Source organism: Amycolatopsis sp. NPDC043889 (assembly GCF_056435645.1).
The window spans coordinates 35,033-47,017 of record NZ_JBWKEC010000009.1; the positions used below are offsets into that span (position 1 = coordinate 35,033).

The 11,985-nt window shown below is 68.2% G+C and carries 23 protein-coding genes; 21 read left to right on the plus strand and 2 right to left on the minus strand.

The window, feature by feature from the left end:
* Window positions 1-24: 24 nt before the first annotated feature.
* Window positions 25-1,545: a recombinase family protein gene (locus AC0685_RS18860; RefSeq protein WP_478226694.1), complete on the plus strand. Its 1,521-nt coding sequence runs from the start codon at window positions 25-27 to the stop codon at window positions 1,543-1,545.
* 96 nt (window positions 1,546-1,641) lie between these two features.
* On the opposite strand, the gene AC0685_RS18865 is transcribed toward AC0685_RS18860, so the two are convergent.
* Both AC0685_RS18865 and AC0685_RS18870 read right to left on the minus strand, forming a co-directional pair.
* A complete protein-coding gene (locus tag AC0685_RS18865) occupies window positions 1,642-2,037 on the minus strand; it encodes a hypothetical protein (RefSeq protein WP_478226695.1) in 396 nt (131 codons plus the stop codon).
* A gap of 133 nt (window positions 2,038-2,170) precedes the next feature.
* A complete protein-coding gene (locus AC0685_RS18870) occupies window positions 2,171-2,593 on the minus strand; it encodes a helix-turn-helix domain-containing protein (RefSeq protein WP_478226696.1) in 423 nt (140 codons plus the stop codon).
* A 144-nt stretch (window positions 2,594-2,737) separates the two neighbouring features.
* On the opposite strand from AC0685_RS18870, the gene AC0685_RS18875 reads away from it, so the two are divergent.
* The 20 genes from AC0685_RS18875 to AC0685_RS18970 all read left to right on the plus strand — a co-directional run bounded on the left by AC0685_RS18875 (window position 2,738) and on the right by AC0685_RS18970 (window position 11,984).
* Window positions 2,738-2,974, plus strand: a complete 237-nt coding sequence (locus tag AC0685_RS18875) for a helix-turn-helix domain-containing protein (RefSeq protein WP_478226697.1) — start codon at window positions 2,738-2,740, stop codon at window positions 2,972-2,974.
* Window positions 2,971-3,159 carry a hypothetical protein gene (locus AC0685_RS18880; RefSeq protein ID WP_478226698.1) on the plus strand — a complete coding sequence of 63 codons (189 nt, stop codon included), beginning with the start codon at window positions 2,971-2,973 and terminating at the stop codon, window positions 3,157-3,159. The genes AC0685_RS18875 and AC0685_RS18880 overlap by 4 nt, the downstream gene beginning before the upstream one ends.
* A gap of 124 nt (window positions 3,160-3,283) precedes the next feature.
* Entirely contained in the window at window positions 3,284-3,727 is a 444-nt protein-coding gene (locus tag AC0685_RS18885) for a hypothetical protein (protein ID WP_478226699.1), read from the plus strand.
* Window positions 3,724-3,900, plus strand: coding sequence for a hypothetical protein (locus tag AC0685_RS18890; RefSeq protein WP_478226700.1), 177 nt, complete (start codon window positions 3,724-3,726; stop codon window positions 3,898-3,900). Before AC0685_RS18885 ends, AC0685_RS18890 begins: the two co-directional genes overlap by 4 nt.
* Window positions 3,897-4,163, plus strand: coding sequence for a hypothetical protein (locus AC0685_RS18895; RefSeq protein ID WP_478226701.1), 267 nt, complete (start codon window positions 3,897-3,899; stop codon window positions 4,161-4,163). The genes AC0685_RS18890 and AC0685_RS18895 overlap by 4 nt, the downstream gene beginning before the upstream one ends.
* The gene (locus AC0685_RS18900; RefSeq protein ID WP_478226702.1) at window positions 4,160-4,621 is read left to right on the plus strand and encodes a hypothetical protein; all 462 of its coding nucleotides are present in this window, start codon (window positions 4,160-4,162) and stop codon (window positions 4,619-4,621) included. The genes AC0685_RS18895 and AC0685_RS18900 overlap by 4 nt, the downstream gene beginning before the upstream one ends.
* Window positions 4,618-5,199 (plus strand): hypothetical protein, encoded by a 582-nt coding sequence (locus tag AC0685_RS18905; RefSeq protein ID WP_478226703.1) that lies wholly within the window; start codon window positions 4,618-4,620, stop codon window positions 5,197-5,199. The genes AC0685_RS18900 and AC0685_RS18905 overlap by 4 nt, the downstream gene beginning before the upstream one ends.
* Window positions 5,196-5,867, plus strand: a complete 672-nt coding sequence (locus tag AC0685_RS18910) for a hypothetical protein (RefSeq protein ID WP_478226704.1) — start codon at window positions 5,196-5,198, stop codon at window positions 5,865-5,867. Before AC0685_RS18905 ends, AC0685_RS18910 begins: the two co-directional genes overlap by 4 nt.
* A 29-nt stretch (window positions 5,868-5,896) precedes the next feature.
* Entirely contained in the window at window positions 5,897-6,217 is a 321-nt protein-coding gene (locus AC0685_RS18915) for an HNH endonuclease (protein WP_478226705.1), read from the plus strand.
* Window positions 6,218-6,228: 11 nt separating this feature from the next.
* Window positions 6,229-6,594 (plus strand): hypothetical protein, encoded by a 366-nt coding sequence (locus tag AC0685_RS18920; RefSeq protein WP_478226706.1) that lies wholly within the window; start codon window positions 6,229-6,231, stop codon window positions 6,592-6,594.
* Window positions 6,594-6,833, plus strand: a complete 240-nt coding sequence (locus AC0685_RS18925) for a hypothetical protein (RefSeq protein ID WP_478226707.1) — start codon at window positions 6,594-6,596, stop codon at window positions 6,831-6,833. Before AC0685_RS18920 ends, AC0685_RS18925 begins: the two co-directional genes overlap by 1 nt.
* Window positions 6,830-7,138, plus strand: coding sequence for a hypothetical protein (locus tag AC0685_RS18930; protein ID WP_478226708.1), 309 nt, complete (start codon window positions 6,830-6,832; stop codon window positions 7,136-7,138). The genes AC0685_RS18925 and AC0685_RS18930 overlap by 4 nt, the downstream gene beginning before the upstream one ends.
* An 87-nt stretch (window positions 7,139-7,225) precedes the next feature.
* Window positions 7,226-7,867 carry a helix-turn-helix domain-containing protein gene (locus tag AC0685_RS18935; RefSeq protein WP_478226709.1) on the plus strand — a complete coding sequence of 214 codons (642 nt, stop codon included), beginning with the start codon at window positions 7,226-7,228 and terminating at the stop codon, window positions 7,865-7,867.
* Window positions 7,868-7,892: 25 nt separating this feature from the next.
* Complete coding sequence (locus AC0685_RS18940) at window positions 7,893-8,930, plus strand: HNH endonuclease (protein ID WP_478226710.1); 1,038 nt, start codon at window positions 7,893-7,895, stop codon at window positions 8,928-8,930.
* Complete coding sequence (locus AC0685_RS18945) at window positions 8,927-9,307, plus strand: hypothetical protein (RefSeq protein WP_478226711.1); 381 nt, start codon at window positions 8,927-8,929, stop codon at window positions 9,305-9,307. Before AC0685_RS18940 ends, AC0685_RS18945 begins: the two co-directional genes overlap by 4 nt.
* 232 nt (window positions 9,308-9,539) lie before the next feature.
* Window positions 9,540-10,181 carry a hypothetical protein gene (locus AC0685_RS18950; protein ID WP_478226712.1) on the plus strand — a complete coding sequence of 214 codons (642 nt, stop codon included), beginning with the start codon at window positions 9,540-9,542 and terminating at the stop codon, window positions 10,179-10,181.
* The gene (locus AC0685_RS18955; RefSeq protein ID WP_478226713.1) at window positions 10,178-10,387 is read left to right on the plus strand and encodes a hypothetical protein; all 210 of its coding nucleotides are present in this window, start codon (window positions 10,178-10,180) and stop codon (window positions 10,385-10,387) included. The genes AC0685_RS18950 and AC0685_RS18955 overlap by 4 nt, the downstream gene beginning before the upstream one ends.
* A gap of 63 nt (window positions 10,388-10,450) precedes the next feature.
* The gene (locus AC0685_RS18960; RefSeq protein ID WP_478226714.1) at window positions 10,451-10,876 is read left to right on the plus strand and encodes a hypothetical protein; all 426 of its coding nucleotides are present in this window, start codon (window positions 10,451-10,453) and stop codon (window positions 10,874-10,876) included.
* A 92-nt stretch (window positions 10,877-10,968) separates the two neighbouring features.
* Entirely contained in the window at window positions 10,969-11,220 is a 252-nt protein-coding gene (locus AC0685_RS18965) for a hypothetical protein (protein WP_478226715.1), read from the plus strand.
* A complete protein-coding gene (locus AC0685_RS18970) occupies window positions 11,217-11,984 on the plus strand; it encodes a hypothetical protein (protein ID WP_478226716.1) in 768 nt (255 codons plus the stop codon). The genes AC0685_RS18965 and AC0685_RS18970 overlap by 4 nt, the downstream gene beginning before the upstream one ends.
* The last annotated feature ends 1 nt before the right edge of the window (window position 11,985 follow it).

Consider the following 11,985-nt stretch of genomic DNA (forward strand, 5'->3'; position numbering starts at 1 on the left):
CCTTCTTAGTGGTACTTTACGGCCATGACCTCTCTACCTGCAACAACGCCGATCATCGCGCGTGATCTGCTGCGCGTCTCGCAGGATCAGTACGGCAACCAGAAGAGTCCGAACGACCAGCACTCTGACCACAAGATCAGCGCGAAGCGGCAAACCTGGGTGCTCAAGGGGCCGTCGTATCGCGACGTCGGCTCGGCGTCGCGGTTCGCGACGAAAGCCCGCGTCAACTTCGAACGCCTCATCTCCGATCTTGAGCATGACCGCTTCGGCGCGCAGGTGCTCATGATGTGGGAGAACTCCCGCGGCTCCCGCCGCGAGGACGAGTGGATCAAGCTCATCGATCTGGCTGCCCTGCGCGGCGTAAAGTTCTGGATCGACTTCCGTCAGCGTCTCTTGGACCCGCGCGACCCGCACGACCGGCGGGAGTTGGTCAACGCCGCGGCTGACGCCGCCTACGAAACCGGGATGCTGTCCTTGCGTGTCCGGCGCGGAACGGGTAAAGCCGCCGTGGCTGGCCTGCCACACGGCAAGGTGCCCTACGGGTACAAGCGGATCTACTCGCCGACGACCGGGGCTTTCGTGCGGCAGGTGAAGCACCCGAAAGAGGCCAAGGTGGTCAAGGAGCTGTTCGAGCGCGTCGCGAGCCGGGAAAAGCTGTACGTCATAGAGCAAGATTTCGCCGCCCGCGGGATCGAGAAGCGGTCGGGCGGCCCGTTCGTCGCTGCGCACTTGCGGACCATGCTCCTGAACCCCACTTATATGGGCGTCCGGGTGCACGATCCAGAACGCGAAGCCACCTACCGGACGGGGGTTAACGCGAAGAAGTACAAGGCCGTTTGGCCGAAGATCGTGGAGCCGCCGACGTTCCGGAAGGTTCAGCGGATTCTTAGCGAGCCGGGGCGCCGGACGAGCCCGGAGTGGTCGGAGGCCAAGGGCGGGGCCCGGCATCTGCTGTCGATGATCGTGCGGTGTGGTGTGTGCGGTGACGTGGTGCGGTCCGCCAAAGTGCGGACGTCCAGTGAGCTGCGTTACGCGTGCCGGAGCAAGCGGGGGTGTTCCCGGATCGAGCAAGACTTGCTCGACGAGTGGGTGACCGACCTCCTGTTGGCGTGGCTGTCGGACCCGACGATGTACGGCAAGCTGCGGCAGGCCGGGGACGACAGCAGCGGGCGACTCGACGAGATCGACGCCAAGATCGCCGAAATCAAGGAGAAGCGGGAACACCTTGCCGAACGCGTAGTGACCGAAGAAATCGATCTCGACTTCGCGGTGCCGATTCAGGCCAAGTACAAGCAACAGATTGCCGATCTTGAAGCGGAGGCGGAATCGCTGGCGCCGTCCGTCCTCGAAGGCGTATTGGAACCGGGGCCGGACGTCGCGCTGCGGTGGAAGGCGCTCGACCTCGACGGCAAACGGTTCGTTGCACGGCGTCTACTCGTGCGTAAGTACGTGGGTGAAGTGCGGATCAAGCCCATCGGGCGGGGCCGCTGGCGGGAAGTGCCGCCTTTCGAAGACCGGGTGTACGTACTGCAAGACGACGACTGACGGGTTACGCCGGGGCCGCGACTCCCCGAGCGTGTACCGACAGCCCACTACCCGCGGGGGTGAGGCCGGGGGAGCGGCCGAACCTCCGCGAGGGTTCTAGTTATCAATCGGCCTACCGCCTTGCGGGCTGCGGCTGAGATCGGCGAGCCCAGTAGCCAAGCCGGTGATCTGACCTTCGTCGAACGCTTCTTGCATCATCCGCTTTACGTCGTTCGGCGTGAGGATGCGCTGATCGTGCCGCGCCATCGCGTCGGTCAGCTTCTCGCGCGTCTTCCGCTGTGCGCGGAGGATTTGCCTGGTGCACCACACGATCGCCGCGAAGATGCCGACGCCGACCGTTGCCATTGCGTGCACGGTGAAGAACCCGGTTGTCTGGCCGTCCGGCAGGCTGAGCGCGTGCCAGATAAGTGCACCAAACGAGACGACGAGTACAAAACAGGCGACCGCGTGTGTACGGCGCGTTACTCGCTCCGGATTCTGCTTGTTTGCCATAACCCCTCCTTTGCCCTGGTCGGGCGAACCCCTTCCGTGGGGCCCATCGAGAGGTAAACGCGGAGCGTTAGCGGATTCGACGTCGCAAGTGGACTATTTACCCGATCGGCCTAAGTGGACTGTGTAGTCCGCGTTAAACGCTTGCGTCGCTGGATTCCGCCACTAAGGTGTCGACCGCTCGATCGCGGGCAGCCTTCGCGCGTTGCAGGAAATCGCGCCGCGCTTCGGGGCCGCGGTGCTTCTGATACTTGATCGCCAGTTCGGCGATCTGTCGGTTGGTCATCTCGGCCAACTGTTCGTCGGTCGGCTCGGCGCCGGCCGATTCGTCGTCCGCGGCCGGCACTTGTAGTAGCTGCCACGTGGTGCCGCGCTCGCGCCCAAGAAATCGATCGATGGCAACAGCCATGTCTCGGGTGATGGGGCTCTTTCCCTGGCGGATGCGTAACAGGTGCTGCGGGGTGATGTTGAACTCCCGCGCTACGACTGTCCACTTCACCAGCCGGTTTTGCCGCTCGGCGTCGATGTCTTCTATGGCCTGTTCGTGCGCGCTTGGCATGTGCGTCCTCCCCGTCGACACATAACAACACATTACAGCACATGTGCGACCGAGACAACGCGCAGTGTTACGAGATCAACTTGTAACCACATAAGCCGCTTTATGTGTCGACATGTGTTGCTTTGTGTCGTTAGTTTGTTCGACATGGCGCGTACCTCCATCAGCCTCCCCGTGGACGGGACGAAGCTCCGCACGCTGCGCGAACTGCGGGGCAACACACAGAACGAGATCGAGACTCTGACCGAGCAGGCAGGGCACCGCGTCGAGCGCAGCCGACTGAGCTTGATCGAAAACGGCGTGGTCAAGCCGACCGCGAAGCAGCTCAAAGCGCTGGTCGACCTGTACGCCGTCCCGGTTGATCAGGTCTTGGTGAGTGCGTGACCACGCCAACGCTGCAAGAGGTGCCGGGCACCCGGCGCATCGAGCACCGCCCCGGCGAGACCCGCGCCGAGTTCATCGCGCGGATTGTCGCCAGCTCCGGGCGGCCGAGCGCCGATCTGGTCGACGACTTGCGCGATGTTCTGCGGCCGGTCGCCCCGCCCGCCGTCGGCCGGGCAGCCGCCTAGCTACCGGCGGGGCGGGGTGCTTCCCCTCGACTCCCCCCGCTCCGCCGGTTCCCAGTTCCGCACACAAGAAAGCGGGCCGGTGCTGCGAACACCGACCCGCGGATCAACGAGAAAGGCCATTCCCTTGATCAGCACAGAGAATACCCCGGAAGGCGGGCGCCACCGGCCCCGCGCCGGGCGGCCGAGCCTGGCCGACATGATCGCCGCGCGCCAGCTGGCCGCGCACGACGTGCGCACCATTCAGAACATCGCCGCCGTGCCGAGCCCGCGCGTGGACGTCATCGGAAACGCCGTCGTCACGCTCGCCGCCGAGCTGTACCAGCTCGGCGCGTGGGTGATTGCGCTCGTCGGTCTCGACCGCGGCCAGTGCACGCACTGCCAACTGATCGGGCACGGCACCGTCGCGCGCTTCTACCCGAACCCGCATCCATCGCGGACGTTCGCCCGCGTCGAGGTGCCGGACGCGTGCGGACACTGCGCACCCGGCGTGCTGCGCGAACTGCTCGACGAGGCCGAGGGCCGCGACGTCCACGTGGAGATCTGGCACCCGCGGGCGGTGGCAGCGTGAGGGACTTCCACCTGCCCGTCGAAGCCGTCGCCGCGCTCGACGAGACCATGCCCCCGCTCGACGACGTCCGCCAGGACTACGGCCCGACGGGCTGCCTCCGCGACGGCGCCGCGTTCTTCGGCCTGGCCGTCGTCCTGTTCGCCGCCGTCACGGGGAAGGCGACACGCAGGTGACCGACCCGATGATCGAAGTGCAGGACATGGTCCGGCGAAGCCGACTCACCCGCGCCGTGCCGAAGTCGAGCCCTGTCGGACTGTGCGGCGCCGGAATTCCTCAACCGGGCTGGTCCGCGTGCCGGTTCCCGGGCGCGTGGCTCATCCGCGGATATCAGCACCCCTATTGCACAGGCCACACCGCCGCGCGGCTCTGGGCGGTTCAGACCGCCGACGAGATGCACCGCCAGGCCCAACGAAAGCGAGAGCAGGCCAACCGATGATCAACCCCGAGACTCCCGAGCACGTCGCGCGGGCCGAGACCTTGCGGAGCCACGCGGCGGGTCTGCTGCGGCTGGCCGAGATGGTCGAAGCGCACCCGGAGATCGGCGCGGCCTACATCGAGCCGGGCGCCGCGTTGCCGCTCCACACGTGGTTTGCGCGCACACCCGAACAGCTCGACGCGATCGCCCGCGCCGGAATCGCGCGCGGCGCGACGGTCGACCAGGACACCAGCGGCGCGAGCTACGTCCTTCGCGTCTCCTGGCCCGGCATCGAAGCCCAAGCGCTCGCCGCGCGCGACTCGGTGTGTGAGCGAGTCCAAACCGGCGTCGAGTCCGTGACCCGGACCGTGCCGGACCCGGCCGCGCCCCTGGTCCAGATCACCGACGAAGTCCCCACCTACGAATGGAAACGCTTGTCGCTGCCGACCGGCAAGTCCCGAAAGGACAGTGAGCAGTGAAGGAACTGAAAGAGCTGTGGTTGCGGCTCGCGGGTGCCGCCGAGCTGCGCAACCGCGCGTCCACCTACTACGACGCCATGAGGGAAACCGTCGAAGGCGTCATGGACCGCGGCGACACGAAAAAGGTCTACGCGCCCGGCGGGCGGGTGAAGCTCGGCGCGGTGTCGATGTCGGACCCCAAGGAGAAGGCCGAAGTGGTCGACCCCGCCGCGTTCTTGGCGTGGGTCAAGGAGTTCTACCCGGACGACGTCGAAGCGGACGTGGAGATCACCGGCCCGGAGGATGAGGTCAAGGCGGCGTTGTTCCTGCACGCCCGGCGGCTGCTGACTCCGCGCGAGCGGGTCGCGCAGAAGCTCCGGGCCGCCGTGATCGAAGCGTCCAACCGCGCCGGTATGCCGGTCGGTCCGGGTGGCGAAGCCGACGTGCCGGGCGTCCGCATGTGCGCCGCCGCGCCGTCGCGGGTGTCGTTCCTACCGGACCCCGGCGCCGTCGATGCCGTCGCCGACCTGGTTCGCTCCGGCGCCGTCGAGATCCCCGACCTGTTCGCCGAGCCCGCGACGGAGGACGGCTCCGCGTGACTCCCGAAATGCTGGCCGAGCTTCGCGCGCCGTTCCCGCCCGAGTCGATCGGCAAGAAACCGACCGTGTGGTGCCGGGCGTGCGAGCTTGGCGACTGCACCGCGCACGTGAAGAAGCTGTGCGACGTCTGCGAGGACGTCGTCACGACCGCGCACGACCACCTCGACTTCGTCGGGCACGCCTACGTCCGCGAACGTCTAAACGCTGTCGATCCTGACTGGAACTGGCGTCCACAAGCGACCGACGCGCACGGCCTGCCGCTGTTCGACGAGCACCGCGGCTTGTGGATCTGGCTCACCATCGGCGACAAGACCATGCCGGGGTACGGCGACGCGCCGACCGCCCGGCGCGGCGCCGCCGTGAAGGAGTGCATCGGGGACGCGCTGCGCAACGGCGCGATGTCCTTCGGCGTGGCGCTCGACTTGTGGAAACGCAGCACGCGCGTGCGGACGGTCGAGCAGGACTCAGCCGAGCAGGCCGACCCCGTCATGGAAGAACGCTCGGCTAAGCGGCTACGCGAAGAGATCCGGACCTTGGGGAACCGGCGGAAGAAGAAATTCCTTGCGGTGCTTCAAATGTTCGAGCAGTGGGCGAACGGCACGGCCAAGTGGGACACCGCCGACGCCGACACGCTCGCCGCATTCAAACAGCACTTGACGACCGCGTGAGCGAATCCCTGTGCCGCAAGGTCGTTCCGGTGCGCTCGGCTGGCATGTGCGAGATCTGCGGGCGCCAGCCCGGACAGTCGTTGCACCACCGCAAGCCGCGGTCGCAGGGCGGGCGGTGGCACCCGGCGAACATCGTCCACCTGTGCGGGGACGGGACGACCGGGTGCCACGGCCGGGTGACCGACACCCGCACCGAGTACTACGGCCACGGCTGGCTCGTCCACCGCGACGACGACCCCGCCGAAGTGGCCTTCGCTCACTGGCTATGGGGACCGATCTTCCTCGACGACCGCGGGGACTTCCGCCGCGAAGGCTCGGGCGACTTGCCCGGCGATCCGTTCTACAGCTGAAAGGCAACACCGTGACCAAGACCATCGACCTGAACACGATCCAGCTCATCATCGAACACGCCAAGCTGAACCGGATTCAGCCCGAGACGTTCTCCGGGCTGTCCTGCTCGGGGCTTGGCCTGTCGCTCGTGCTCCCGCATCACGAGATTTCCCTGTTCTACCAATGGGTTCGGAAACTCGACGACCTCAAGATCGTTGCGCGGCGCCACCACAACCAACCGGGCGTGCTCGAAGCGTACGGCGCCACCAAGTCGGGTCTGCACTTCTCTGTACTCGTCGAGATGGACCGGCGGCTACTCGTCGAACAGAAGATGATCGGCCGCGTCGAGCTGTCCCGCGTCGCCGAGTTCGCCGAGAGCTTCGAAGGGGTCGCGTGATGGCGCGGTTCATCGTGTCCGCGGACCCGGCCGCGATCGCCGCCGCCGCTGACAAGCTCGCCGAGCAGGGCGTCACCGTCGACCACGTCGCCGACGACAAGACCGGGCTGTCCCACCTCGACGTCGAGACGGCGGACGGCGACCGCGCCGGATTCACCGCGCTGCGCGACCTGCTCGCCGGATGGGCGGACGAAATCAACTCAGTGCCGTTCCCGACGTTCCGGGGGCTGATCGCATGAGCGTGACCCTGTCCGCGAGCCTGCCGAGCGACGACCGCCAAGGGCTCGGCGCGATCTCGGCGGCGCTCGTCGAAGACCCGGAGGCCGCGCACCTGGTCGTCGCCGTCGTCGACTGCTCGAAGATCACGACGAAGATCGATAGCGGCGACATCGTCCCCACCGCCCGAATCCTGGCTATCGAGGGGTTCGAGAGGCACACCGAGACCGCCAAGCAGCTGCGCGAGATCGTGCGCCGCCAGTACGCGCAGCGCACCGGCCGCGAAGAACTGCCGTTCGAGGACTCCGAGCCCCCCGCCGCGGACTGACCGCCCCCACCCGCCTGACACCCGGCCCGGCGCGGTCTCAATCCGCGCCGGGCCGACCTCTACCCCGAACCGAACTGGAGTGATCGCATGGGCTCGCCCGACTTCGCGACACAACGCGCGCACGACCTCAAGCACGTGCCCACGTTGCCCGGCACGCCCGGACGGCGCGCGATCAAGGCCGAGCAGGACGCCGCGGGCTTCGCGCGCGACATCCGGCACTACGACCCGCGCCAGATTTGGGGCCGTGCCAACCACCTGTTGGAGACCGACCCCGCCCGCCTGCTCGCCGCGCTCGTCCACCTGGCCGCCCGCGCTGACCCGCGCACCCCGGAATGGACCGAGGACATGGGCGGCATCGTCGCCTTGCACCCGGACTACGACCCAAGCCGGCACCGGAAGGCGCCGAAGGTGCACAAGCCCGGCCCGCACGACGACGCCGTGGTGGCGTTCGCGCGCAAGGGGCATACCGATATCGAGATCGCCCGCCACCTTGGCCTCCGGCGCCAGACCGTGAACGTGATCCGCCGCTTCTACAACCTGCCGGACCGGAACGAGGAACGCCGCGCCGAGCGCAACCGGCTGATCGCCGAGCTTGCCGCGCGCGGAACCAACATCCGCGACATCGCCGCCGCCGTCGGCGCCTCGCCCCAAACCGTCGAGCGCGTCTTGGACCAGATCGACGAAGCGGCCGAGAAAGCCCGCACCGAGGGGACCGAACCCACCGCATGACCATCTCAACGAACGGCGGTGCCTGATGCCGTGGGCACGCCTCGACGACCGCCTAGCGATGTCGGTCAAGGTGCGCGGGCTCGCCGACAAGGGCGCGACCGGCGACAAGGCCAAGGACCAGCGAAACGCTGCGCTCGGCCACTTCATGCAGCTGCTCACATGGGTGAGCGGCGAGCGGAGCGACGGGTTCGTGACCGTCGACATCGTCGACCTGTTCGGCACCGCGGCGTCGACCAAGCGCCTGCTACGCGCCCGCTACGGCCGGGCGCCCCTGCTGCACCAGCTCGACGAGAACGGCAACCCGCCCGAGTGCCCGTGTCTCGACGGCCGCGAGTGGAAAGCGGACTTTGAGTACCTGATCCACGACTACCTCGACCGCAACCCGAGCCGCGCCGAGAACGACGTGCATAAGGCCAAATCGCGCGAGCTGCGAGATCCCAAGCTGAAAGAGGCCGTGCGCGTCCGAGACGCCGACACGTGCCGCTACTGCGGCAAGTTCTGCAAGTTCTCCGACCGCGTGTCCGACGACGGTCTGACCTACGACCACGTCGACCCGGAGATCGCCAGCGGCATGGCCAACCTGGTCATCGCGTGCCGCGGATGCAACCGGCGCAAGGGAAAGCGCACACCGACACAGGCCGACATGATCTTGCGCGACCTACCTACGACGGGACCTGTAACCGACTCAAGTCCTGTCGCAAGTCCGGACGCAGCTCCGGACGCAACTCCCGACACGGCGGCCGCCCCGGCGCTCGACGACGCCGACGTGCACGAACACCCGCCCGAGCACGGCACCACCACGCCCGCGAACCAGCGACGAGACGGCATCACGTCGCAGAACCAGGGATCTCCGGGACGGGACGGGGCGGGGAACGACGTAGGTACCGGCTCCCCGTCCTTTGTGGAACCCCCCTCGATCCCGCTGGGACCACCACCCCCGCGCTTCACCGGCCGTGAGCCTTCCCCGTACCTCCGGGAGTCCCGGCCCTACCCCGAATTTCACGCAGGACGGCCACCACAACCAGATGACAACCCCTTACACGGCAAGGAGAGCACCCCATGACGTTCGACCCCGCGAAGCGCATTGCCGCCTATCTCGCCGAGCGCGACCGACGCGTTGCCAGCGGCGGCGACCTGCCCTCTGAAACCATCCACTCTTTCGGGCTCTACAACGGCGCAGCCCAACTAATCGCGTCCGACCTCCGGGCACTGCTCGCCGAGCACACCGCGCTCGAACACCTCACGGGTGCCGTGCCGAGCGGCGACCGGTGTCAGCTGTCGTGCGGCCGTCGACCGGCGTTCATCGCCTCGCGCGTCGGGCCGGAACCGGTCGACATCGCAGCGTGCGGAAACCATCTCGCCGCCGCCTACCGGGCCGCTACGGACGGCGCGGGCGCCGGGCTCGTCGTTGTGACCGCGGTCGAGGGGCGCGGCCGGTGACGGCCCGCCCGGCCGCCCCGCGCGTGTGGCGCACTGGCGACGCCGAGCCAGTCGAGCGCGGTCTACGCCTGGTCGACTCCGGCGGCTACCCGTGGGCTCGACGCGGTCGACGTTGGGCGTGCGCCGGTGACGACGCGCTCACCACCGATTGGCCCGGCGTTCTGGCGCACGGCCCGGTGTCGGAAGAAACCACCCCCGCCATCACGACGGTCACGGAGAGGACCGAGAACCCATGAGCACCAACCCGAAACCGGTCGTCGTCCTCATGGCGGACGCCGAGCCGATCGACAGCAGCCGGCACCCGGTGTGGGCCGCGGTCGCCGACGTCGCCGACCTCCCGAGCATCGTCACGGCCGTGCGCTCGTCGCAACCCGAGTGGGAGGTTTCGAGCGTGATCGAGCGCGCCGTGCTGGCAGGGCTCGGCGCCGTCGGCTACCCGCTGACCCGGCCGCGGGTGTTCGAACTCGGCGACCCTGAGCCCGAGGACGTCACCGAGGTACGCGACCCCGCCGGGCGCCGGTGGATTCGTGACCCGCGCCGAGAGTGGTACATGCCGGGACGCACGGGCCCGATGCTGCCGTGGCCGGAACTGCTCGGCCGTACCGGCGAACTCGTCGAAGTCCTGCCCGCCCCGGCGACCCCGACCCGCGCCGAGGTGATCGAGCGCGCCGCCGAAGTGTTCTGCGACAGCTCGCAGCACGTCATCCCGTGGGCCGATCTCGCCGAGCCGGTGCGGGACCTGTACCGCGAGCGCATGACGGCGCTGGCGGATGCCGGGCTGCTCGCTGATCCGGCGTGGCTGGCCGAGATCGTGCGCGTGCGCGCCGAACGCGACAAGCTCGCCGCCCGGCTCGCCGAGTCCAAGCCGTCATGAAATGGGCCGTCGGCGATGCGGAACCGTCCAATAGGGACATCCGTGAAGTCACCGGCGCGAGCGGCCGGGTATGGGTGCGCAGCAAGCCCAACGGCTTGTGGTGGTACCCGCGGGATGGCGGGCTGATTCACCACTGGCCCGAGCTGCTACGCGCCGACGGCCCCGTGGCGGGCGAGCCTCCGCAATTCAGCCTCTTCAATATTTGACAGGTGTACCCACACCCATTTAGGGTGTGGGTACACCAAGAAATACACCAAGGAGACGTTGCGATGACCGAGCCCCGCACCATCACCGACGCGCAGGCCGAAGCAAACGAGGCACTGCGCACCATGCGCACCGGCTACTTGCACAGCGAGCGCGCCCGCGGCATCCACTACATCGGGCTTGCCAGTGTCTCGATCACCGAGGAATTGCGGCGCCGTCAGGCCGATTTCATGGCTAAGCGCACCGTCGCCGAGATGATCCACGACACCGACGTTTGGGCCGGTTTCGCCGAGTGCGCGTCGGACGACAACGGGTTGGCGATGGCGCGCGACGCGCTCGCCGCGCTCGCCGCCGAACAGGACCGGCGCTGCATTGCTGACGTCGCCGCCGCCGACGACGCAGCCTATGCCGAGTACCGGTACCGCGATGCGGTGGAGCAGGCCGCGTCCGGCGTGCCCGACTTCCTCGAAATCGACCATCTCGCCGACTGACTTGCCGCCCCCGCCGCGTGTAGGCGCCGCCGGTTCACGGCCGAGCGGGGGCACTCACTCCGATCACCGCCCCTCGAACGAAGAGACGAACAATGCCCGAATTCCCCACCAGTACCTACGGCGTGAAGCCGGACGTCACGGTCTCCTGGATCGTCAACGCCGACGACGACACCTTGGCGCGCTGCGCCCGCGCGCTCGTGACCGCGCTCCTGGAAGGCCCGGACCTGGACGACGACCCCGAGACCGCCGAACTGACCATGCGTCTGTACCGCCGCGGCTTGGCCACCGTCGTGACCGCGATCCACGGTCGCGCGTTGCTCGATGTCGAAGGGGTTGACCAGTGAGCGCCGGATTCCGGGTCACGGCATGGGCGTGCATCCTGCTGTCGGCCTTGTCGTCGATGATCATCAGCTACGCCGGTCTTGCCGGGCTCGCCCGCCTGGTCGGCTACGGCACCGTCGAAATCCCCATCGTCGGCCTGGTGCTCGACGCCGCCGCGCTGCTGCCCGTCGGGATCGACGTCGCGATCGTCGCCAGCACGCTGGTATGGCTCGGGCAAGGCGCCCCGACCAACACGACCTCCTACGCCCGCCGCTTGGCGCTGGTCACCATCGCGACCAGCGTCCTGGCGAACGCCACGTACCACGGGCTGATCGGCGGCCGGTACTGGTGGCTCGCGTCCATAGTCGCCAGCATCCCGCCCGCCTTCCTGGCCGCTCTCGTCCACCTTGGCGCGCTGCTCGTCCGTGCCACGCCAGCGACGACCCCAGCACCGGCCGAGCCGGACGACGTCCGCCAGGACCAGGAGCAAGACGACCAGGAGCAGGAGACCGCTCACCAGGACGCGCCCGAACCCGCGCCAGCGACGCCAGAGCCGCACCAGGACCCTGGCGGCGCACCTGGTGAAGACCTGGTGACCAGCGGGAACCTGTTCGACGAAGTCGCCCGACGCGTGCGCGAAGCCGAAGCCAAGGGCTTGCGCCCGCCCGGCCGCGGCACGCTCGCCCGCCAGCTCGACGTCAGCGAGCACGACGTGCGCCAAGCGCTGGAACTGCTGCGCCAGGAACGCGCCGGACAGCTGGCGACCACATCGACGCCCGGCCAGTGAT